This is a genomic window from Desulfofundulus salinus, from assembly GCF_003627965.1.
Classification (GTDB): domain Bacteria; phylum Bacillota; class Desulfotomaculia; order Desulfotomaculales; family Desulfovirgulaceae; genus Desulfofundulus; species Desulfofundulus salinus.
The window spans coordinates 2,371,367-2,393,703 of the sequence record NZ_RBWE01000001.1 but is presented as its reverse complement, the minus strand read 5'-3'; the positions used below and the strand labels follow the sequence as shown (position 1 = coordinate 2,393,703).

General features: G+C 57.3%; 18 protein-coding genes and 1 rRNA gene (1 of these 19 cut by a window edge). 18 read left to right on the top strand and 1 reads right to left on the bottom strand.

The window, feature by feature from the left end:
• Positions 1-237 precede the first annotated feature (237 nt).
• From infC to D7024_RS12065, 15 genes are all read left to right on the top strand, one after another.
• The gene (gene infC / locus D7024_RS12135; RefSeq protein ID WP_121452039.1) at positions 238-873 is read left to right on the top strand and encodes a translation initiation factor IF-3; all 636 of its coding nucleotides are present in this window, start codon (positions 238-240) and stop codon (positions 871-873) included.
• A gap of 15 nt (positions 874-888) precedes the next feature.
• Positions 889-1,083 (top strand): 50S ribosomal protein L35, encoded by a 195-nt coding sequence (gene rpmI, locus D7024_RS12130; RefSeq protein WP_121452038.1) that lies wholly within the window; start codon positions 889-891, stop codon positions 1,081-1,083.
• Positions 1,084-1,113: 30 nt separating this feature from the next.
• A complete protein-coding gene (gene rplT / locus D7024_RS12125; protein ID WP_121452037.1) occupies positions 1,114-1,473 on the top strand; it encodes a 50S ribosomal protein L20 in 360 nt (119 codons plus the stop codon).
• 129 nt (positions 1,474-1,602) lie between these two features.
• Entirely contained in the window at positions 1,603-2,967 is a 1,365-nt protein-coding gene (locus D7024_RS12120) for a TrkH family potassium uptake protein (RefSeq protein ID WP_243113775.1), read from the top strand.
• A 9-nt stretch (positions 2,968-2,976) separates the two neighbouring features.
• Entirely contained in the window at positions 2,977-3,621 is a 645-nt protein-coding gene (locus tag D7024_RS12115) for a potassium channel family protein (protein WP_072868314.1), read from the top strand.
• Between the two features lie 4 nt (positions 3,622-3,625).
• Positions 3,626-4,519 (top strand): TrmH family RNA methyltransferase, encoded by an 894-nt coding sequence (locus D7024_RS12110; protein ID WP_121452036.1) that lies wholly within the window; start codon positions 3,626-3,628, stop codon positions 4,517-4,519.
• Positions 4,520-4,624: 105 nt separating this feature from the next.
• Positions 4,625-4,717: a YqzL family protein gene (locus tag D7024_RS12105; RefSeq protein ID WP_072868310.1), complete on the top strand. Its 93-nt coding sequence runs from the start codon at positions 4,625-4,627 to the stop codon at positions 4,715-4,717.
• Positions 4,718-4,957: 240 nt separating this feature from the next.
• The gene (gene pheS / locus D7024_RS12100) at positions 4,958-5,959 is read left to right on the top strand and encodes a phenylalanine--tRNA ligase subunit alpha (RefSeq protein WP_435374074.1); all 1,002 of its coding nucleotides are present in this window, start codon (positions 4,958-4,960) and stop codon (positions 5,957-5,959) included.
• A 22-nt stretch (positions 5,960-5,981) separates the two neighbouring features.
• Positions 5,982-8,408 (top strand): phenylalanine--tRNA ligase subunit beta, encoded by a 2,427-nt coding sequence (gene pheT / locus D7024_RS12095; protein ID WP_121452034.1) that lies wholly within the window; start codon positions 5,982-5,984, stop codon positions 8,406-8,408.
• A gap of 160 nt (positions 8,409-8,568) precedes the next feature.
• Positions 8,569-8,832: a cell division protein ZapA gene (locus D7024_RS12090; protein WP_121452033.1), complete on the top strand. Its 264-nt coding sequence runs from the start codon at positions 8,569-8,571 to the stop codon at positions 8,830-8,832.
• Positions 8,833-9,011: 179 nt separating this feature from the next.
• Positions 9,012-10,793, top strand: a complete 1,782-nt coding sequence (locus D7024_RS12085; RefSeq protein WP_121452032.1) for a PHP domain-containing protein — start codon at positions 9,012-9,014, stop codon at positions 10,791-10,793.
• A gap of 1 nt (position 10,794) precedes the next feature.
• Positions 10,795-11,391 (top strand): DNA-3-methyladenine glycosylase, encoded by a 597-nt coding sequence (locus D7024_RS12080; RefSeq protein ID WP_121452031.1) that lies wholly within the window; start codon positions 10,795-10,797, stop codon positions 11,389-11,391.
• A gap of 27 nt (positions 11,392-11,418) precedes the next feature.
• Positions 11,419-12,375 (top strand): Nif3-like dinuclear metal center hexameric protein, encoded by a 957-nt coding sequence (locus tag D7024_RS12075; protein WP_121452030.1) that lies wholly within the window; start codon positions 11,419-11,421, stop codon positions 12,373-12,375.
• A 19-nt stretch (positions 12,376-12,394) separates the two neighbouring features.
• Positions 12,395-14,950 carry a U32 family peptidase gene (locus D7024_RS12070; RefSeq protein WP_121452029.1) on the top strand — a complete coding sequence of 852 codons (2,556 nt, stop codon included), beginning with the start codon at positions 12,395-12,397 and terminating at the stop codon, positions 14,948-14,950.
• A gap of 187 nt (positions 14,951-15,137) precedes the next feature.
• Positions 15,138-17,495: an endonuclease MutS2 gene (locus D7024_RS12065; protein WP_121452028.1), complete on the top strand. Its 2,358-nt coding sequence runs from the start codon at positions 15,138-15,140 to the stop codon at positions 17,493-17,495.
• A 58-nt stretch (positions 17,496-17,553) separates the two neighbouring features.
• Here the strand turns inward: D7024_RS12065 and D7024_RS12060 are convergent, their stop codons facing one another.
• The gene (locus D7024_RS12060; RefSeq protein WP_121452027.1) at positions 17,554-19,944 is read right to left on the bottom strand and encodes a transglycosylase domain-containing protein; all 2,391 of its coding nucleotides are present in this window, start codon (positions 19,942-19,944) and stop codon (positions 17,554-17,556) included.
• Positions 19,945-20,100: 156 nt separating this feature from the next.
• Here D7024_RS12060 and tyrS point away from each other — a divergent pair, with 156 nt between their 5' ends.
• From tyrS to D7024_RS12045, 3 genes are all read left to right on the top strand, one after another.
• Entirely contained in the window at positions 20,101-21,327 is a 1,227-nt protein-coding gene (gene tyrS / locus D7024_RS12055) for a tyrosine--tRNA ligase (protein ID WP_121452026.1), read from the top strand.
• Positions 21,328-21,541: 214 nt separating this feature from the next.
• The gene (gene yunB, locus D7024_RS12050; protein ID WP_121452025.1) at positions 21,542-22,213 is read left to right on the top strand and encodes a sporulation protein YunB; all 672 of its coding nucleotides are present in this window, start codon (positions 21,542-21,544) and stop codon (positions 22,211-22,213) included.
• Between the two features lie 71 nt (positions 22,214-22,284).
• A 16S ribosomal RNA gene (locus D7024_RS12045) occupies positions 22,285-22,337 on the top strand (it continues 1,538 nt past the right edge of the window).

The following is a 22,337-nucleotide window of genomic DNA, read 5'->3' as shown; positions in this document are numbered from 1 at the left end:
ATGCCTTGGAAAACGTCCCTGTCTGGTATGGGCTTTAGCCTCCCAGAGGGTAAAAATGTTGACAACGCAAATAGCTCAGGTTTTCAGGCCCCTTGACTGGGGACTACCGGCCATGCTATAATTTCAGGGATAAAGCTACTTGAAGTAGAAGCCATCCGCTTCTCACCCCATGACGCCCGGTTGTAGGCTGTCTCGGGGTTTGCGTTGACATATGTCCTTTTGTTTTAAGCGGGTGGAATGCGCCCGTTTTTATTTTTTATCAATTCCAGGAGGTGCATAAATATTACCAAAAGCTTCCGGGTAAATGAGGAAATTCGGGCCAGGGAAGTAAGGGTGGTCGACCCTTCGGGCAACCAGCTGGGGATTATGCCCGTGCGGGAAGCCCTGCGGCTGGCAGAGGAACGTCAGCTGGATCTGGTGGAAATTGCCCCCCAGGCCAAACCTCCGGTTTGCCGGCTCATGGATTACGGCAAGTATAAGTATGAGCAGAGCAAGCGGGAAAAAGAGGCCAGGAAAAGGCAGCGTATCATAAACATCAAGGAAGTCAAGCTGCGGCCGAGCATCGAGGAACACGACTTTCAGGTCAAGGCCAGGAATGCAGCCCGGTTTTTAAAAGAGGGTGACAAGGTAAAAGTCACCATTATGTTCCGCGGTCGGGAAATTATGCATACCCAGCTCGGACACCAGCTTTTACTACGTCTGGCCGAACAGGTTAAGGACTTATCCATTATTGAAAGACAACCCAAACTGGAAGGAAAAAATATGGTTATGATCCTGGCCCCGCGGCAGGATATGAAACCGGAAAATAAACAGGAAAGCAGGCAGGAAATTAAACAGGAACAAGAAATTCAGCAAGAAATTAATCAGGAATAGAAAGGAGTGCTTTCCTTGCCCAAGATCAAGACTCATCGTGGTGCAGCCAAGCGGTTCAAGAAGACTGGCACTGGCAAAATAAAGCGCATGCATGCCTTTCACAGTCACCTGCTGGGTAAAAAGAGTGCCCGGCGCAAGCGCCGGCTGGCCCAGGCCGGCCTGGTCAGTGCCGCGGATATGAAAAGGCTCAAGAGGCTGCTCCCCTACTAAGTCCCAAGAATTTTCGAGGAGGAGATGACCATGCCACGCGCCAAAAGCAGTGTGGTATCCCGCAGGAGACACAAAAAGATTCTCAAACTGGCCCGGGGTTACCGGGGAGCGAAAAGCAAGCTTTACCGGATAGCCCGGCAGCAGGTCATGAAGTCCCTGGCCTATGCCTACCGCGACCGGCGGGCCAGAAAGCGGGATTTCCGCAAGTTGTGGATTGCCCGCATCAATGCCGCCGCCCGGATGAATGGCATCACTTACAGCCGGTTAATGAACGGCTTGCGCAAGGCCGGGGTCGAAATTAACCGCAAAATGCTGGCCGACCTGGCCGTCAATGATGCCCGGGCCTTCGGGCAGCTGGTGGAAGTGGCCAAATCCAAGGTAGGCTCTTAACTTAATAATCCAATTCCCAACGCAAAAAACTAAGCATGGTAATAACCATGCTCTTAGTTTTTTGTGGACTTTTCACCAGCACTTTTCTATAATATCCTTTGTACAAAGCTATTAAGAAGGTCGATTTCTTTGCAATTCAGGCGTAAAACGGTCCGTATGGATACAAAAAAGGGCTTTCCGTTACAATTAAGCCCCCCTCAGGTGCTGGTGCTGGGATTTGCCGCGGTAATACTGGCCGGTGCTCTCATACTCATGTTGCCCGTATCCAGCCGCTCCGGTACGTACACGGATTTTCTCACCGCCCTGTTTACCGCCACCTCGGCGGTGTGCGTCACCGGCCTGGTGGTAGTAGATACGGGCACTTATTGGTCTACCTTTGGGCAGGCTGTGATCCTGGCCCTGATTCAAATTGGCGGGCTGGGCTTCATGAGCATGGCCACCTTCTTTTTTATCCTCATGGGCAGGCGTATTGGCCTCAAAGAGCGCCTGATCATTCAGGAGTCCTTAAACCAGCTGCGGGTGGCGGGAATAGTCCGGCTGGTGCGGGCCGTTTTCTTGTTTACCGTTCTTACCGAAGGTTTCTTTGCTATAATATTATCCCTGCGGTTTTACTTTGATTACGGTTTCCCCCGCTGTCTGTGGTTGGGTATTTTTCATGCCGTTTCGGCCTTTAACAACGCCGGTTTTGATCTGCTGGGGGATTTCAGAAGCCTTACCGGGTATGTAAGCGATCCGGTAGTTACTCTATCCGTGACCACTCTCATTATTTTGGGTGGGCTGGGTTTTGCCACGGTTATGGAACTCTACAATTACCCGCGCACCCGCCGCCTGTCCGTGCACACCAAACTGGTCCTGCGGGTAACCGGATGGCTCATTCTCTGCGGTGCCCTCCTCTTTGGCCTGCTGGAGTGGGGACACATCCTGCGTGATTTACCCTTATCCGGGAAGATTCTGGCCTCTTATTTTCAGGCCGTTACCTCCCGTACGGCCGGCTTTAACACTGTGGACATTGGACATTTGAATGCAGCTACCCAGTTTCTCATAATTATACTTATGTTTATAGGGGCCTCTCCCGGTTCTACCGGCGGTGGAATCAAAACCACCACCTTTGCCCTTCTGGGTATTACCCTCTGGTCTTTAAGCAAGGGAAAGGAGGATGTGGAGATTTTCCGCCGGCGCATTCCGCCGTGGCAGGTTTACAAGGCCCTTTCGGTTACCCTGTGGGCCATTCTGCTGGTAAGCACGGTAACCCTGCTTTTAAGTGTTACCGAAGGCGGTGATTTCCTGGCCGCTTTGTTTGAAACCGTTTCCGCCTTTGGTACCGTCGGCTTAAGCATGGGCTTGACTCCCGAACTGACTCCTCTGGGCCGGGTGGCCATTATTTTCACCATGTTTGCCGGCCGCCTGGGTCCCCTGACACTGGCCTATGCCTTTGCCCAGCGCCGGCGCAAAACTGCTATTCGATATCCCGAAGAAAAAATTATGGTGGGGTAGAGGTGGATCATGAAACAATTTGCCGTTATCGGGCTGGGGCGGTTTGGTTCCAGCGTGGCCAGGACCCTTGCCCGCATGGGCTATGACGTCCTGGCGGTGGACACCAACGAAGAGCGGGTAAATGCCATTACCGACGAGGTTACTTACGCCGTGTGTGTGGATGCCATGGATGAGCAGGCGCTGAAGTCCCTGGGCCTGAGAAATTTTGATGTGGTCATTGTGGCCATCGGCCAGGAAGTGCAGTCCAGCATTCTGGTCACCGTTATGCTCAAGGAAATGGGTGTTCCCCGGGTGGTGGCCAAGGCGGTCACCGAACTTCACGGCAAAGTGTTACAAAGGGTGGGGGCCGATATGGTGGTCTTTCCCGAGCGGGATATGGGGGTGCGGGTGGCCCACGCCCTGGTCTCCAAAAATATCCTGGACCAGATCAATCTTTCTCCTGATTACAGTATTGTTGAGCTTATGGCTCCTCCCGAGTTTGTGGGTAAAACCCTGCAGGAATCGGCCATGCGCCGGGAATACGGTGTTACCGTCCTGGCCATCCGTCGCGGTGAGGAGATTATCATTTCCCCCGGTGCCAGGCAGGTGATTAATGAAGGAGATATACTGGTGGCCCTGGGGCGTAACGAGAAACTGAGAACCCTCGGGGGCTAGTTCCATGATCCGCAGCAAAGCCAACCCACAGGTCAAGTATCTTCGCCGGCTGGCCCGCCGAAGCCAGCGGGATAAGGAGGGGCACTTTCTTCTGGAAGGAGTGCGTCTGGTAGAGGAGGCACTTTCGTCCGGATGGCCGGTAAAAATGCTTGTTTATAGCCCGTCCGGGAGCGAACGGGCCGGTGCCCTTCTTGAGATGGCCCGTGAGCGCGGGATACAACTCTTACCGGTGGAGGAAGGACTCCTTGATGAACTGGCAGATACAAAAACTCCCCAGGGAGTACTGGCAGTAGTGGAAAAGCCCGGTTGTACCCTGGAGGAGATCCTGGCGGCAGGGCCATCCCTTATGTTGCTGGTCGACGGCGTGCAGGACCCGGGCAACCTGGGCACTATTATCCGCAGTGCCGACGCCGCCGGTGCGGGTGGAGTGATCCTGTTTCCCGGGACGGTGGATTTGTACAACCCGAAAACCATCCGGGCTACCATGGGCTCCCTTTTTCACCTGCCCGTTGTCGCCGTACGGGAAAGGGAGGATGTGTTGACCCGGTTAAATGCGGCCGGCTTTATGCTGGTGGCCGGTGTTCCCGCAAGCGGCATACCTCTTCCTGCTGTGGATATGACCCGTCCCGTGGCCCTGGCGGTGGGCAACGAGGCCAGGGGACTTTCCTCGTGGTTGCTTGAGCGTGCCGATCTCCTGGCCACCATTCCCATGCCCGGCCGGGCCGAGTCCCTGAATGTGGCGGCAGCCGCCTCCATCATGCTTTATGAAGCGGTGCGCCAGCGGATGGGCTGCGATCAAGACCAGGCCGGGTTTGTAAGTGTTCATCAAAACCACTATGACGAGGACAGCACCGCATCCAACAGAGTTCACCCAGGCTTTAAAGCCCGCCCACGGTAACAGCCTGTTCCCGAATTTTTCTGGAAACTTCCTTGTTTTAAGCGGGGGCTTGTGATATAATCAACTCCGAAGGGTCCCCAAAAAACAGGGAAAGGTCGTGGTTAAATGTTTTTAACCGCCGAATTTTTTTGGAGGCTGTTCGAAGCGACTGGTTCTATCCGCGCCTACATCCTGTACCGGAGGTTAGCCGTACATTAAGGGCCTGGTTTGAAAATAATATAGTTGAACGGTCACCCCTTTGACAGTAAGGCTACATTGTGGGACGCATGGCAGTTTAATTCTCCGTTGTGCGGATCGAAGGTTGTGTCTGGCATAAACAATAAGGGTGGTACCGCGACAAGGAACAATTTCCGTCCCGAAAAAGGGGCGGTTTTTATGTTTTTTAAAGAGAAAAGAGGGTAAAAAGGAGGACTAGTCTTGGAAGAACAGTTACATAAAATGGTGGCCGAGGCAAAAGAGGCTCTGGCCCGGGCGGATAGCCTGGAAGCCCTGGAGGAAATCCGCATCCGTTACCTGGGCAAAAAGGGTGAACTTACCAGGGTGCTGCGGGGAATGAACGCCCTGCCGGCCGAAGAAAGGCCAAGGATCGGCCAGCTGGCCAACAGCATCCGGGAAGTTCTGGAAAATGAACTGGCAGAGCGCACAGCGGAAATTAAAGCCCGGGTTAAACGGGCACGCCTGGCGGCTGAGAGCATTGATGTGACCCTGCCGGGGACGCCCTTTTTACTGGGAAAAAAGCACCCTCTTACTACTGTGCAGGAGGAAATCGAGGAAATCTTCCTGGGGCTGGGGTTTTCCATTGCCGAGGGGCCCGAGGTGGAACTGGACTATTACAACTTTGAGGCCCTGAATTTGCCCAAGGACCACCCGGCCCGGGACATGCAGGACTCCTTTTTCATCGGACCCGAGGTGCTCCTGCGCACCCATACCTCTCCGGTGCAGGTACGTACCATGGAGCGCACTGTGCCGGCGGTGCCGGTAAAAATCATTGCCCCGGGGAAAGTTTACCGGCGGGATGACGATGCCACCCACTCGCCCATGTTCCACCAGGTGGAAGGACTGGCGGTGGACCGGCGGATAACCTTTGGCGATTTAAAAGGGGTGCTGGATGTCTTTGCCCGAGAAATGTTTGGCGAGAGCACCAGGACGCGTTTTCGTCCCAGTTACTTCCCCTTTACCGAACCCAGCGCCGAGGTGGATATATCATGCGTCATGTGTGGCGGTAAGGGGTGCCGGGTATGCTCCCACACCGGCTGGCTGGAAATCCTGGGCTGCGGCATGGTGCATCCCCGGGTTTTGGAAATGTCCGGCTATAACTCCGCGGAGGTTACCGGCTTTGCCTTCGGCATGGGTGTCGAGCGTATCGCCATGCTCAAATACGGCATAGATGACCTGCGCCTCTTCTTTGACAATGATCTGCGTTTCCTGGCCCAGTTTTAGTTGAAAGGAGAAGGATTTAGCTTTGCGGGTTTCGTTTAAATGGCTGCAAGAATATGTGGATATACCCATCAGCCCGGCGGAACTGGCCGATCGGCTGACCATGGCCGGTCTGGCCGTGGAAGGCCTGGAGGAGCCGGGAAAAGAGATTAGCAACGTGGTTACCGGACGCATTGTCAAAATAGAACCTCACCCCAATGCCGATAAACTGGTGATTTGTCTTGTTGCCACCGGTGAGCCGGAGCTCCGGCAGATCGTTACCGGTGCTACCAACGTTCGGGAAGGGCATGTGGTTCCCGTAGCCCTGGAAGGGGCGCGGCTGGCCGGGGGGCTGGTAATCAAGCGGGCCAAACTGCGGGGGGTAGAATCCCGGGGCATGCTTTGTTCCGGCCAGGAACTGGGTCTTGACCCCAAAACCATGCCCGCCGACCAGGCACACGGAATTATGATCCTCCCTGCAGATACCCCCCTGGGGTTGGACATCCGGCCGGTCCTCGGGCTGGATGATGTCATTTTCGAGCTGGATCTCACCCCCAACCGGGGCGACTGCCTGTCCATGATTGGCGTGGCCCGGGAAGTGGCCGCCTTGCTCGGGCAGCCCCTGCGTTACCCCCGGCTGGAAGTTCAAGAAATATCGGGCGGCTCCCTTGAGGGGCGGGTGCGGGTGGACATTGTGGAGCCCGAGCTATGCCGGCGCTACGTGGCCCGGCTTTTCACCAATGTGAGGGTAGGGCCCTCACCCTTATGGATGCAGGAACGCCTGCGGGCCGCCGGCATCCGCCCCATCAGCAATGTTGTGGATATTACCAACTATGTCATGCTGGAAATGGGCCAGCCCCTGCATGCCTTTGACTACGATAAGTTGAGGGACGGCCACATCATTGTCCGTCGGGCCCACCCGGGAGAAGTAATAGTTACCCTGGACGGGGTGGAACGGCACCTGGAACCTGAAATGCTGGTCATTGCCGATCCCGGTGGAGCGGTGGCCGTGGCCGGGATTATGGGAGGGCTGGATACCGAGGTCACGGAGAACACCACCACTGTCCTGCTGGAATCGGCTTACTTCCATCCCACCAGCATCCGCCGTACATCCCGGGCCCTGGGCCTGCGTTCCGAGTCTTCAACCCGTTTTGAAAAAGGGATCGATCTGGAAGGATGTCTGGCTGCCGCCAACCGGGCTGCCTCCCTGTTTGTGGAAATTGGTGCCGGGGATGTGGTGGCCGGTGCGGTGGACAACTACCCCTCCCCGGTGGCCAGAAAGCCCATCATCCTGCGTCCCGAGCGGGTGGGATACATACTGGGGGCGGACATTCCCCGGGAAGAGACGGCTAACCTCCTGGCCCGTCTCGGCTTTACGGTACAGAACGCCGGTCAGGACCTGCTGGTAAACGTGCCCGGCTACCGGGTGGACATCAACCTGGAGATCGACCTGATCGAAGAAGTGGCCAGGCTGTACGGTTATGACCGGGTACCGGCCACCCTGCCCTTTGGGGCCACCACCCGGGGAGCGAGGACAAAGGAACAGTCACTGCTCAAGCGTTTAAAAGAAGTGCTGGTGGAGTGCGGCCTGACCGAGGTGGTTACGTACAGTTTTGTGAATCCCGCAGTATTTGACCGGTTTAAAGTGCCACAGGACAGCCCCTTGCGCCATACGTTGAAGCTGCAAAACCCCCTTTCCGTGGAGCAATCGGTCATGCGCACCATGCTCCTGCCCGGCCTTTTAGAGGTGCTGGAGCGCAATTTCAACCGCCGGGTAACCAGCGGGGCCATCTTTGAGGTGGGCCGGGTATTCCTTCCCCAGGGCGGGGAAGCCCTTCCCGAGGAGCGCCCGATGCTGGCCGCGGCGGCAATGGGCCAGGGGGCCGCGGGGTGGAACCGGCCGGCTACTCCCCTGGATTTCTATTACCTCAAAGGGGTTCTGGAAATGCTGGCCGCAAAACTGGGCCTGCCCGGCCTGACCTTCGAGAGGGAAAAGGAAAATCCCGCCTTCCATCCCGGTCGCGCCGCCCGGATCAAGGCGCAGGGGGAAACGCTGGGGATAGTGGGAGAGCTGCACCCCGATGTGCTGGAGGAATATGAGCTGGATGTGCGGGTGAGCGCCTTTGAGGTGGACCTGGCCGCTTTACTTGCCCTGGCCGGTAAGACGCCCCAATACCGCCCCCTGCCCCGTTTCCCCGGCGTGAAGAGGGATATAGCCCTGGTGGTGAGCCGGGAAGTTCCGGCTGCCGATGTGCTGCGGGTGATTCGCCGGGCCGGCGGCCATCTGCTGCGGTCGGTGGAACTTTTTGATGTTTATGAAGGAGAGCAGGTGAGAGAGGGTTGCCGCAGCCTGGCCTTTTCCCTGCTTTTCCAGGCCGACGACCGCACTCTTACCGACGCGGAAGTGGCCGCCCAAACCGAGGTCATATCTGCCGCCCTGATCAGGGAGCTGGGAGTTGAACTGAGAAAGTAGACGCCCATGACGCTTTGCGTCACTGCCGTTTTGCACGGAAGCGAGCGACATTGAGCCGAGCAGATCAGGTATTCACGACAGAAAAAAATTGTCGTGCCGGCAGGAGTTTCCCCGGTTAACGCCGAAAGAGGTAAAAATTTGAAAACCAGGGGGAACGGCTATGGGCAAGAAGGAAACCCGGGTTGAGGTAGAGATTTTTGGCGAATACTATGTTTTAAAAGGCGATGAACCTGAGGAATATCTGCGTATGCTGGCCCAGTACGTTAATAAGAAAATACGCCAGGTAGTTACCCGCAACCCTCGCTTGGGGTTGTCCAAAGCAGCATTGCTCACTGCCCTGAACATCGCCGATGAACTGATGAAACTGCAGAAGGAATACGACGAGCTGGCCGAACTTTTGGAGATGGACAGAAAAGCAAAATAGTTTCTGTTACCCGCCTGTTGCGTCGGCGGGTTTTTGTTTTACTTATCGTCATGGGCATCAGAAATCAATTGCGGTTTGCCGAAAGGAAAATTTCCTGGTATGGTAAATATGTCGGAGGTAAATAATTTTTGGAACGGATAGCTTAACATAGCCACTTGTTTCCTAAGGAGTCAAGGACCATGCAGAACATGGAGATCTCCTGGGCCTTCCGGGAGCTGGCAGATCTTCTGGAATTTGAGGGCGAGGATTTTTTTAAAATCCGGGCTTACCGGCGGGCGGCCAAAGTGATTGCCGGCCTTGAAGAACCGGTTGTGGAGCTGTACCGGCGGGGTAACCTGGCCAGGGTTCCGGGGATCGGCAAAAACATCCTGGCCAAAATTGGTGAATTAATTACTACCGGTGAGATGAAAAAACTGCAGGAGCTCCGCCGGAAATGGCCTCCGGGAATTCTGGAAGTTATGGCCCTGCCGGGCATCGGACCTAAGCGGGCACGGTTTTTACACGAACAACTGGGTATCACCTCCCTGGCAGAACTGGAAGAAGCGGCCCGGGAGAAAAAAGTGCGGGCGCTTAAAGGAATGGGGGTCAAAACCGAGCAGGAGATCCTGCGCAGCATCGAGCTGGTGCGCAGCCGGCAGGGGCGCATCCTTTTGCCTTTGGCCCGGGAAATGGCCGGTGAACTGGCTGCCTACATTTATGATACCCCGGGTGTGTATAAGGTAGGAGTGGCCGGGGGGATCCGGCGCTGGCAGGAAACGGTTGATGAAATCCTGCTGGTGGCCGCAGCTAAAGACCCGGAGCCGTTGCTTAACGCCCTGGCGGCATATCGCCGGGTAAGGGAAGTGCTGGTGCGGGAAAAGGACAGGATGCGGGTCCAGACCTGGTGGGGAGTGCCGGTGGAACTGCGCGTGGTTGGCCTGCCGGCCTACGGGGCTGCCCTGTTATGGGCTACGGGAAGCGCCGAACACTGGCGCCAGTTACAGGCCCTGGCCGAAAAAAGGGGCTACCATTTGGATATGCGGGGACTGGTTGGTAAAGACTTTCTTTCGGGCAATGATGAGCCCGCCCTTGAAGACGCACCCGCCCCCGTTCCTCCGGTTCCCGGGGTACCCCTGCCGCGGGAGGAAGAGTACATTTACCGCCGGTTGAGGTTGTGGCCCGTGCCTCCTGAATTGCGGGAAGGCCGGGGAGAGGTGGAACTGGCTGCCGGAGGGGATCCGCCCCGGCTTTTAGAGGTTAAGGACGTAAAGGGCGACCTGCACGTGCACACCGATTGGAGCGACGGAGCCAATTCCATCCTCCAGATGGTGCAGCGGGCAAAGGAGAAGGGTTACCGTTACGTGGCCATTACCGACCACTCCCGTTCCCTCACCGTTGCCCGGGGCCTGTCCCTGGAGCGCCTGCAGGAACAGCACCGCCTGATAAAGGAACTGAACGAAAAGGAGAAGGACTTTCGCATCCTCACGGGGATTGAAGTGGACATTCTGGCCAGGGGCGGCCTTGACTTTCCCGACGAAGTGCTGGCCGAAATTGACGTGGTGGTGGCCTCGGTGCACAGCGGCTTTCGCCAGGATAAAGAGACCCTGACCAGCCGGGTCCTGCAGGCCATCGAAAATGAGCACGTGGACATTATCGGGCACCCCACCGGCCGCCTTTTGGGCGAACGGGAAGCCTACGCCCTGGACGTGGAAAGGGTTCTGGAAGCGGCGGCAAAATACGGAAAGATCCTGGAAATCAACTCTTCTCCCGACCGCCTGGACCTCAACGAGCACCATGCCCGCCTGGCCCGGGACTACGGCGTGAAGCTGGCCGTGAATACAGATGCCCACGATTTAAGGCGTCTGGATGAGATGCCCTACGGGGTGGCCGTGGCCCGCCGGGCCTGGCTGGGTCCGGAGGACGTGGTGAACACCCTGGACCTGCCGGATTTATTAAAACTGCTGGGAAGCAGTAGGGGGTAGTATGGGGGAAAAGACAATCGATTTCTCACTGGTCCTGCCCCGCTCCTTTTACGAGCGGGATACCGTTTTGGTGGCCCGGGAATTAATCGGGCACTATCTGGTCCACGACAGCAGCGAGGGTTTGACAGCCGGCCTCATTGTGGAAACGGAGGCCTATTTGCAGGGGGATCCTGCCTGTCACGCCTCCCGGGGTATGACCCCCCGCAACCGGGTGATGTTCGGCCCGCCCGGTCATGCCTATGTATATTTTATCTACGGCATGCACTATTGTTTTAATGTGGTCACCCGGGAAGAAGGGGTGGGGGAGGCGGTGCTGATCAGGGCATTGGAGCCAGTGGCCGGTATTCAGCTCATGCGGGCCAGGCGAGGGCGGGAAAAACTGGCCGAGTTGTGCAGCGGGCCGGCCCGCCTGGTGCAGGCCATGGGCATCACCCGGGAGCACAACGGTTGCGATTTAACTAAAGGCCCGCTTTTCCTCTCTCGGGGGGAGGGGAAAACCCTCCCGGTGGTTACGACAACCCGCATTGGGATAAAAGAAGGGGCCGACTTGCCTTTGCGTTTTTATCTGCGGGATAGCGCTTATGTTTCTAAAAAATAAAATATTTCAAGAACAGGAGGATTAATAATGAAGATCCGGGAAATCTACGAACTGGCTATTGCCAAGGGCATGGAAAACGACCCCCGCGGCCTGGAGGCCGTACAAAAATTCCTGGCCCGGGAAAAGGAAAAGTACGAAAAAATGAAGGAAGAGGAAAAAGAGGAATATGACCTGGAGCGGCTGGTCAATCCCTACGATGACACCCGCGTTTTGGTGGGTGACCCGGAAAGGGAAGTACGCCGGGTGCTGGTGGGTATTGATATGGAAGTGGGGGAAGTGTTGCTGGCCGACAGGCTGGGGGAGAAGGGCCGACCGGTGGACTTGATCATCTCCCATCACCCGGAAGGAAAGGCCATGGCCTCCCTCTACCAGGTGATGCACCTGCAGGAGGATGTGCTGGCCCGCTTTGGTGTCCCCATTAACGTGGCCGAGGGAATCATGTCTTCCCGGATTGCCGAGGTCAAGCGGGGCATCCTGCCCTTGAACCACAACCGGGCCGTGGATGCTGCCCGGATTTTAGGGCTGGCTTTCATGAGCGTGCACACGGCTGCCGATAACCTGGTGGCTGCCTTCCTGCAGAAGTTAATGGATGAAAAGCAGCCGGAAACCCTGGGGGATGTTTTAAAACTGCTCAAAGAACAGCCCGAATATAGGGAGGCCATGAAATATAAGGCCGGCCCGACCATTGTGGTGGGAGCCAGGGAACGCCGTGCCGGCAAGATCATGGTGGACATGACCGGGGGCACCAGCGGCTCGGAGGATGCCTACGCCAGGTTGGCCCAGGCGGGGGTAGGAACGCTTCTGGTCATGCATATGGGCGAAAAACACCGCAAAGAGGCGGAAAAAAATCACATCAACGTGATCATTGCCGGCCACATGGCCAGCGATTCCCTGGGCATGAACCTGTTCCTGGACGAACTGGAGGCCAGGGGCGTGGAAATCATCCCCTGCGCGGGGCTTTTAAGATTCAGCCGCAGGTCTTAACATTTGGAGGGAGCAGCCTTTGACCCGGTCCGCTAAACCTGAACTGCTGGCCCCGGCCGGTGATTGGGAGGCACTGGTGGCGGCGGTACAAAATGGCGCCGATGCCGTTTACCTGGGCGGCAAACTGTATAACGCCCGCCAGGGTGCGGCCAATTTTGATCGCGAGGAACTGCAGCGGGCCGTAGATTATGCCCACATCCGGGGTGTAAAGGTCTACGTTACCGTCAATATCCTCCTGTCGGATGAAGAGCTGGAAGATGCGGTCCGTTTTCTCCATTTTCTGCAGCGGGCCGGGGCCGACGGCGTAATCGTGCAGGATCTGGGGCTGGCAACCCTGGCCCGGCAGGTGCTTCCGGAGCTGCCCCTGCATGCCAGCACCCAGATGACCGTCCATAACCGGGCGGGAGTGGAAAAACTCCTGGCCCTGGGTTTCCGGCGGGTGGTGCTGGCCCGGGAAATGAGTTTAAAAGAGATCAGGGATATCAAGGAGGCTACCGGCGCCGACCTGGAGGTTTTCATCCACGGTGCCCTGTGCGTTTGTTACTCCGGCCAGTGCCTGCTCTCCAGTATGATCGGTGGCCGCAGCGGCAACCGGGGCCGCTGTGCCCAGCCCTGCCGCCTGCGCTATACCCTGGTGGATGAAAGGGGACGGCCGGTGGTGGACTTCCGGGATGTGGGGGAGTATCTGTTAAGCCCCCGGGATCTCAACCTCTCGGAACACCTGCCCGATCTCATCCACGCCGGCATCAACTCCTTTAAAATAGAGGGGCGCATGAAACGGCCGGAGTACGTAGCCACAGTGGTGCGGGTTTACCGGAACCTCATCGACCGGGCCTTGGCCGGGGAGGATTTTTACGTTACGCCGGAAGAGGCCAGGGATCTGGCCCAGATTTTCAACCGGGACTTTACCACCGGCTACTTCTACGGCCGTCCCGGATACGAGCTGATGAGTTATAAGCGGCCCAACAACCGGGGTTTGTTTCTCGGCCGGGTGGTTCGCTACCATCCCCGCACCGGCCGGGCGGAAGTGGCCCTGGAAGAACCCCTGCGGGTGGGCGACGGGGTGGAGGTTTGGGTGAGCCGGGGCGGCCGGGTGGGCGTGGAAGTGCACGCCATCTGGGAAAAGGGGCGGCAGGTGGAACAGGCCCCCGCCGGTGCGGTGGTGGAGATTTCCCTGCCCCGGGAGGTGCGGCCCCAGGACCGGCTGTTCAAAACCCACGATGCGTCTTTAATGGAACGGGCCCGGGCTACCTTTGCTTCACCCCGGGAAGTGCGCAAGAGCCCGGTGGTATTCCATGTGCGGGCCCGTTTGGGGGAACCCGTATGGGTGCGGGTTGAGGACGAGGCAGGGCACAGCGGGGTGGGGACCGGCACTACTCCCACCCAACCCGCCGCCAAAAGACCCCTGACCCCCGAGTTTTTAAAAGGACAGCTCGACCGCCTGGGGAACACCCCCTTTGCCTTGAAGGATGTCTGTTGCGAGCTGGACGATAATGTCATTGTACCCGTGGGGGAAATTAACGAGGCCCGCCGCCGGGCCATCGAGGAGCTGGAAGCAGCCAGGATCAAATCGGCCCGGCCGGCGCCGCCCCTGCCGCAGGACGTCTTTGCGCGCAGGCTGGCGGGAGCCCGGGTGAAGGCCACGGGCCGGGCCCTGCCTACCGGCTGGTCCCCCGGCAGGCGGCCTTTGCTTTCCATAGCGGTTACCGACCTGGCTTCCCTGGAGGCCGCCGTTTCCGCCGGAGTGGATCAGGTCTATTTTGGAGGAGAAAGTTTTCGCTCCGGTCCTCCCGTGGGGGAGAAAGAAATCCGCCGGGGGGTGGAAATCTGCCGGGAACATGGTGTTTCCTTCATCCTTTCCACCCCCCGGATAATCCATGACCCGGAAATGGCTGCCGTGGTGCGGTTGCTGGATCTGGCTGCCAACCTGCCGGTCCAGGGCGTTCTGGTGGGGAACCTCGGGCTAATTGACCGGGTGGCCCGCACGGGCCTGCCCTTGTATGCTGACCTGGCCTTTAATGTTTTCAACCTTCGTACCGTCACTTATCTTTTAGACCAGGGTGCCGTCCAGCTGGCTCTTTCCCCGGAATTGACCATGGAGCAGGTGACCGCCCTGGTTGGCCGGGGTTACTTTGCCGCCGAGGTTCTGGCTCAGGGGGCGGTGGAGTTGATGGTTTCCCGGTATTGCGCCCTGGGGAGCCTTTTGGGGGGCCTGGCTGCCGGCCGCAACTGCGCAGGTCCCTGTCAGGGCCGTCGCTGTGCCCTTAAGGACCGGGTGGGGGCCGTTTTCCCCCTGGAAGTGGACCAGTTCTGCCGCATGCATTTGTTTAATTCCCGGGACCTGTGCCTGGTGGATGAGGTGCATAAATTCGTGGAGATCGGGGTGGCCTCTTTGCGCATTGATGCCCGGGGGCGGGGAGCGGAGTATGCCCGGGCCACTGTGGAGGTTTACCGCCGGGCCCTGGACGTAAACCCGGCCAGGGATGCCCGGGAGCTTTCCCGGCTGCGGGAACGCCTGCAGCAATACAGTCCCGCCGGCCTCACCAGGGGCCATTACTACCGGGGGGTGGAATAACCCCCCTTAACTTTTAAGTAGACACCCATGACGCTTTCAGTCACCAAGAGAAGTTGAAACTCGCTGCCGTTCTGCACGTAAGCGAGCGACATTGAGCCGAGCAGATGCCAAACTTAGCAAGACCTTAACCTTTATTTTCTAGGGTGCAATTAACTGGCTGAAGTGCTATGATAATAGGGGATCAATTATGGATGAGCGTACACTAAAACGATTGGAATACGACAAAGTGCTGGAACACCTGGCCCGGTACACCTTTTCTCCCCTGGGCCGGGAACGGGTCTTCTCTTTGCGCCCGGTAACGGACAGGCAGGCCATTCATACCTGGCTGGCCCAAACCACCCAGGCCAGGGAACTCCTGCGCCTGGAGCCCGGCGCCGAACTGAGCGGGTGGCATGATATTCGCCAGTACCTCCAGAGGGTCGTCCGTGGTGCCGTGCTGGAACCCCAGGAGCTCTTTGAAACAGGCCAGACCCTGGGAGTCTGCCGGCGCATCAGGAAGTTTTTTGCCGAACGCCCGGGGCGCTATCCTCTCCTCGAAGAAATTGCCTTAACCATAGGTAATTTTACAGAATTAGAGAAAAAAATTATCAGGGCCATTATACCCGGAGGGGAGATCGCCGACGACGCATCCGCTGCCCTGTCCACCATCCGGCGCCGGCTCCAGCGCGCTCAGCAGCAGGTGAAGGAGCAGCTGGAAAGTATCGTCCGTTCCCCTGCCTACCAGAAGTACCTGCAAGATCCGATAGTGACCATCCGGGAAGGGCGTTACGTGGTGCCCGTGAAGCAGGAATACCGGGCCCAGGTTCCGGGGATAGTCCATGACCAGTCGGCCAGCGGCGCCACCCTTTTCATCGAGCCCATGGCCGTGGTGGAAAGCAACAATGAGGTTCGCCGCCTGCAGGTGGCGGAAAAACAGGAAATCGCCAGGATTTTAGGCGAGCTTTCCGGCGCTGTGGCAGCAAGGGGTGAGGAACTGACCCTGTCCCTGGAGGCCCTGGGGCAACTGGACTTTATTATGGCCCGGGCCCGTTACAGCGAGCACCTGGATGCCGTGGAGCCCCGGTTGCTCCCGGTGCCCAGGCTGAATTTACGACAGGCAAGGCACCCGTTGCTCTCCGGCAACGTGGTACCCATATCCATCCATTTGGGTTACGGGTTTGATACCCTGGTCATTACCGGCCCCAATACCGGGGGAAAGACAGTGACTTTAAAAACGGTGGGCCTGCTTGTCCTGATGGCCCAGTCGGGCTTACACATCCCCGCCGGCGAGGGCAGCGAAATTGGCGTTTTTGAAGAAGTTTTTGCGGACATCGGGGATGAACAGAGCATTGAACAATCTCTGAGCACCTTTTCATCTCATCTGACCAACATTGTGCAAATTTTGAACCAGGCCGGTCCGGGCAGCCTGGTTCTCCTGGATGAACTGGGTGCCGGTACCGACCCTGCCGAAGGGGCGGCCCTGGCCCAGGCCATACTGGAAAGGCTGCATGAAATGGGTGCCAGAACCGTGGCCACCACCCATTACAGCGAGCTAAAGAATTTTGCCTGCGCCCGGGAACGGGTGGAAAATGCCAGCGTGGAATTTGATGCCGTCACGTTGAAGCCCACCTACCGGCTGTTGATTGGCAGACCCGGGTCGAGCAATGCCTTTGAGATAGCCCTCAGGCTGGGTCTTGCCCCGGACCTGGTCGAGCGGGCCAGGAGCTTCATGACCGCAGAACAGGTACAGGTGGCCGACCTCATGCAGCAGCTGGAACGGGCCCGCCAGCAGGCGGAACGGGAGCTGGAAGAGGCCCGGCGCATGCGGCAGGAGGCCGCGGAATTAAAAGAGCGGTACCAGGCTTTAAGGGATGAATTAGTTGACCGGCGTGAGAGCATTCTGGCCCGGGCCCGGGAAGAGGCCCGGCAGCTGGTTAAACGGGCTAAACAGGAGTCCGAGGAAGCTATCCGGGAACTGCGGGCGCGGCTGGCCGATGAAGCGGCCAGGGTGCGGGAGGAGGCCATACGCGAAGCCAGGGAAAAGCTGGCCGGTATGCAGGAGCGCCTGCAGGCCGGGGCCCCTCGCCCTAAGCCGGAGCCGGGTGTTATTCCCGCATCGGTGAGTGTCGGTCAGGCAGTGTTTTTGCCCCGGTTTAACCAGCGGGGCACTGTGGTGGCCCTCCTGGATGGCGGCGATGTTCAGGTACAGGTGGGCATGATCAAGATCAATGTACCCCTTGCGGAGTTGCGGCTACCCGAAGAAGACCAGGCTTCCCGGGGAGAGGTGCGGGTGGCATCATTGCTGGAGGACAAAACCCGCTCCATTTCCACCAGGCTTGACCTGCGGGGCCTGCGGGCAGAAGAAGCTCTGCAGGAGGTGGAGAAGTACCTGGACGATGCCACTTTAGCCGGGTTATCCCGGGTCTACCTGGTTCACGGCAAAGGTACCGGAGCCCTGCGGGCGGCCATCCAGCAGCAGCTGAAAACGGACCGGCGCGTGAAATCCTTCCGGTTGGGCGAACATGGTGAAGGGGGTACGGGGGTTACCGTCGTGGAACTGGCTTGATAAAGGGTAAGGGGCCGTTGTTATCTGGTAACAACCGGCCCCTTGACTTTTTGTTCTCTCATTCAGCCCATTTTTTATGGCGGAACCATTCCAGGCCGGGGTTAATTTCTTCCCGCAGCAATCGTATCCCTTCCCGGCCGTTTCCCGTTTGCCCTTGCGGTTCCGGAAGCCGGTTTAACCCCGGAGCGGGCTGGCCCGGCGGGTTGGGCTGGCCGGGCGGTCCCGGAATTACCTCCCCGGGTTGTCCGGGCTGGCCCGGCTGGTCCGGTTGACCCGGGCTCTCCGGAGGTGGTGCCGGCCCTTCGGCTGTGTGCAGCGTGCAGACCGTCGTGGGTACCCGCTGGGCATAGTCCTCGACAAAGCTGGGTACGTTGTAAGGCAACTTGATCATAACCCTGGTGATCCGGTCCGGACAATACTGGCCGGCGAGCTGACCGGTAGTGGCACATATTTCTACCAGCACATGGGTATCATCAACCCGGGCAGGTACGGTTCCCTGGGCAAAAAGATCGGTAACCAGGTCGGAAGGAGGCGTATTGGGACCCGGTAACAGCCCCGATTTGCTGTCCACCGTGGCGCTGATGATCCCCTCGGGCCTGGGGAAGTCCCGTACCGGTGTGTTTTTAAGAGCCTGGGTCATGATTTGACGCCAGATAAGGGCCGGGTAGTGTCCGCCGAATTCATGGGGCATGGCCCTGGGCTTGTCGTAGCCGATCCAGACCACCCCTACCAGCTCCGGGGTATATCCGGCAAACCACAGATCCTTACCCTGGTCCGAGGTACCCGTTTTGCCCGCCGCAGGACGACCTATTCTGGCGTTAGTGCCGGTGCCGCTTTCTATAACGGTTTTGAGCATGTCTGTAATAAGGTATGCGGTGGTTGCCTTCATAGCCTGGACAGGTTTTGGCTGGTATTCATAAATAACGTGGCCGCTGGCATCTTCCACCCGGGTGATGGCCGTAGGCTCCAGGTATATCCCCTGGTTGGCAAAAGCACCATAAGCGGCGGCCATCTGCAAAGGGGTGACGCCCTCGTGCAGGCCTCCCAGGGCTATGCTGGCGCCGTGGGTATTGGGGTTAAGGTTGATGCCCAGCCCCCGGGCAAACTTAAGGGCATTGGCAATTCCTACGTGATCCATGAGCACCTTGACGGCCACGACGTTGATTGATTTGGCGATGGCGGTGCGCATGGTCACCAGACCCCGGTAACGCCCGTCGTAATTCCTGGGGGTATAGTTGCCGTATTTTACCGGGATGTCGTCAATTACCGAGGCTGGGGCCATCCCCTTGTATTCAATAGCCGGGCCATAGGCAATGATTGGTTTGAAAGTGGAACCGGGTTGCCTCCCCGGGGCCATGGTTGCCCGGTTCCATTGCAACCGGTGGGTGTGCTCCCGGCCGCCCACGATGGCTTTTATATGCCCCGTATGGGGATCAAGCACCACCGCGGCCCCCTGGGGCTGAAGAATACCCTGGTTGTCCCGTACCGAGGCCGGGAAATTACGAGGGTCCGACAGGGCCTTCTCTGCCGCATCCTGTATGACCGGGTCGAGGGTGGTGTATACCCTCAGGCCTCCCTTAAATACCTGTTCCGTCCCATACTTGTTCACCAGTTGTTCGGTTACATAGTCCACAAAATAGGGATAGGGATACTGCCGCCCTTTTCCCGGCTTGAGCATATCATCCAGTTGAATGGCTCTGGCCTGGGCCGCCTGTTCGGCAGTAATAAACCCGTAGCGGGCCATGTTGTCCAGAACCAGGTTGCGCCGCCTGGTGGCCCCTTCGGGGTTGCGGAAAGGGCTGTAGGCGCTGGGTGCCTGGACCAAACCGGCTAAAAGAGCACCTTCCGATAAGGTAAGCTCCCTGGCTGGTTTATTGAAGTATGTCTCGGCGGCCGACTGAATGCCATAGGCTCCCTCGCCAAAATACACCTTGTTCAAATACATCTCCAGGATTTCGTCTTTGGTGTAACGCCTTTCCACCATGATGGCCAGGATAACCTGCTGAATCTTTCTTTTAAAGGTCCGTTCGTGGCTTAAGAAAGAAAGCTTGACCAGTTGCTGGGTAATGGTGCTGCCGCCTTCCTGGACGCGGCCGCCGGTAATGTTTATCCAGGCCGCCCTGGCAATCCCCCGCAGGTCCACGCCACGATGCTGGTAAAAGCGGACGTCCTCAATGGCCAGGAAGGCTTCCCGGACATGTTTGGGTATGTCTTTGAGATGCACCGGTACGCGGTTTTCCTCGCCTATCCTGGCGATTAGCTCCTTATTTTGATCGTAAAGGGAAGTGGATGTATTGGAGAGCAATTTTTCTTCACTCCAGGCGGGCAGATCCTTGATGCTAATAGCAACCAGACCCAGCGCCGCCCCGCCGCCAGCAATCATGAGCAATAAGAACAAAAATATGAGCAGGCGGAAGACATTTAATCTTCTTTTCTTTCTTCTGGCCAATGTGCATGCCTCCTACTGACTTTCATACCAGCATTATAACATAACTGGCATAAAGTTTGATCCTCCTATCCCCCGGCAGGAGATTGCCTTGTCAGGGAGCTCTGCGTTTTGATATAATGTAGTGACCTGGAAAGGCAAGGCGAAAGGAGAAGAAAGATGCTCGGCATAGATAAACAGCTGGAGATCATCAAGCGGGGTGCTGCAGAGATCATTTCCGAAGAGGAGCTGGTGCAGAAGCTCAAGCGGTCCCTGTCTACGGGCCGCCCTTTGCGGGTGAAGCTGGGCCTGGATCCCACGGCTCCCGATATTCATCTCGGCCATACCGTGGTGCTGCAAAAAGTGCGGCAGTTTCAAGAACTGGGCCACGAAACGATTATCATCCTGGGCGATTATACTGCCCGCATCGGCGATCCCACGGGAAAAACAGAAACCCGCAAACAGCTCAGCGAAGAGGAGGTACGGGCTAATGCCCGTACCTATGAAAAACAGATTTATAAAATTTTGGATCCGCGGCGAACCAAACTGGTTTTTAACAGCCAGTGGCTGGCACCCCTTACTTTTGCCCAGGTAATTGAACTGGCGGCAAAATATACCGTCGCTCGCATGCTGGAGCGGGAAGATTTTGCCCGCCGCTTCCGGGAAGGCCTGCCCATCAGCATTCACGAATTTTTCTACCCCCTCATGCAGGGTTACGATTCGGTGGCTTTAGAAGCGGATATCGAATTGGGAGGTACCGACCAGAAGTTTAACCTGCTCATGGGCAGGACGCTGCAAAGGGAATACGGCCAGGAGCCCCAGGTGGCCTTAATGATGCCCATTCTGGAAGGTCTGGACGGCGTACAGAAGATGAGCAAAAGCCTGGGGAATTACATTGGCATCGATGAGCCGCCCCGGGAAATGTACGGGAAAACCATGTCCCTGCCCGATGAGCTTATGGTACGTTATTTTGAACTTGTCACATCCGTGCCCCTGGAAGAGGTCCGTAGCATTGCCGCCGGACTGGCCGACGGGAGCCTGCATCCCCGGGATGTCAAAATGCGCCTGGCCCGGGAAATAGTAACTTTTTATCACGGGAAAGAGGCGGCGCTAAAGGCCGAGGAAGAATTCAAGCGCGTATTCCAGCAGCATGATCTGCCCGATGAAGTGCCTGAATTTCATGTTTCACCGGACATGCTGGAAGACGGAGGCATCTGGATGCCCAGGTTGCTCCAGCAGGCCGGCATGGTGTCCAGTACCAGCGAGGGCAGGCGGTTGATCCAGCAGGGAGGAGTCAAGATCAACGGGGAAAAAGTTGAAGACCCCAACTTTAAACTGGTCCCGGTGGACGGCATGATCATCCGGGCCGGGAAGCGGAAGTTTTTAAGATTGGTCTGCCGCTCCTGAAGAAAAGACAAGTATGCGCTGCCGGCTTTGGGCCGGCTCTTTTTTTTCTATTAAAGTAGATACCCATGACGCTTCAGTACAGCTTATCTGTCCAGGCCGGGTTACATATAATGTTTCAAGAACAATCATGGCAAGTTTTACTCCATAAGATGGAACAAAATGCTTCCCCTCGGGAATAAAAACCGGAGCCTCTAAAACGAAAGAGGTGACCCGCTTGTTTAGAAGGCGCAGGAATTACCGTGCCTTTGTTGCCTGGACCATGGTTTTTTTCCTGCTGCTGGGCGTATTCCTGTGGGTTGACCGGGTTCTGCGGCCCACCATCTTTAAAATAGCCGAAACCCGGGCCATCCAGATGGCTACCGAGGCCGTTAACCGGGCTGTGCAGCAAAAAGTGATCGACAGCAACCTGCAATACCAGGATTTCGTGCAGGTGCACAAGGATAACCAGGGGCATATAGTATTAATGCAGGCTAACACCTTAAAAATTAACCAGTTTGCTGCAGACGTTACTTTAATTGTACAGTCTGCCCTGCGGCAGTTGTCCCGGGAATCACTGCGCATTCCCCTGGGTCAAATTACCGGCACCCAGTTGCTGGCCGGCTATGGCCCCCGCATTCCGGTGGGCATCGTGCCGGTGGGCAGTGTACGGGTGAGGGTGGACGACCGTTTTGAACAGGCCGGTATCAACCAGACGCGGCACCGCATATATCTGGACTTTACTGTCGAAGTGCGCATTGTAGTTCCTCCCCGCAGTGCTACCGCGCAAGTAGCTACCCGGGTGCCCCTGCTGGAAAGCATTATTGTGGGCCAGGTGCCGGACACCTTTGTCAATATCTCGGGAGGCCTTTTAAGCGGGCAGAGCATTAATGCCGGCAACAATCCTTAAGATGCATAAAAAATTATTTTCGTGGAGAAAAATAGGGAGAAAAAATATGTCAACGGACAGTGAAAATGTCACCTGAAAAATGCTTTATCTGGACTGAGAAAATGTCACCCATATTGATCATTCA

Bases quoted from the DNA above. Each gene is read 5' to 3' on its own strand.
- infC (WP_121452039.1), top strand. From the start codon at position 238: ATGCGCCCGTTTTTATTTTTTATCAATTCCAGGAGGTGCATAAATATT.
- rplT (WP_121452037.1), top strand. From the start codon at position 1,114: ATGCCACGCGCCAAAAGCAGTGTGGTATCCCGCAGGAGACACAAAAAG.
- D7024_RS12115 (WP_072868314.1), top strand. From the start codon at position 2,977: ATGAAACAATTTGCCGTTATCGGGCTGGGGCGGTTTGGTTCCAGCGTG.
- D7024_RS12110 (WP_121452036.1), top strand. From the start codon at position 3,626: ATGATCCGCAGCAAAGCCAACCCACAGGTCAAGTATCTTCGCCGGCTG.
- D7024_RS12105 (WP_072868310.1), top strand. From the start codon at position 4,625: ATGTTTTTAACCGCCGAATTTTTTTGGAGGCTGTTCGAAGCGACTGGT.
- pheS (WP_435374074.1), top strand. From the start codon at position 4,958: ATGGTGGCCGAGGCAAAAGAGGCTCTGGCCCGGGCGGATAGCCTGGAA.
- D7024_RS12090 (WP_121452033.1), top strand. From the start codon at position 8,569: ATGGGCAAGAAGGAAACCCGGGTTGAGGTAGAGATTTTTGGCGAATAC.
- D7024_RS12085 (WP_121452032.1), top strand. From the start codon at position 9,012: ATGCAGAACATGGAGATCTCCTGGGCCTTCCGGGAGCTGGCAGATCTT.
- D7024_RS12080 (WP_121452031.1), top strand. From the start codon at position 10,795: ATGGGGGAAAAGACAATCGATTTCTCACTGGTCCTGCCCCGCTCCTTT.
- D7024_RS12075 (WP_121452030.1), top strand. From the start codon at position 11,419: ATGAAGATCCGGGAAATCTACGAACTGGCTATTGCCAAGGGCATGGAA.
- D7024_RS12065 (WP_121452028.1), top strand. From the start codon at position 15,138: ATGGATGAGCGTACACTAAAACGATTGGAATACGACAAAGTGCTGGAA.
- tyrS (WP_121452026.1), top strand. From the start codon at position 20,101: ATGCTCGGCATAGATAAACAGCTGGAGATCATCAAGCGGGGTGCTGCA.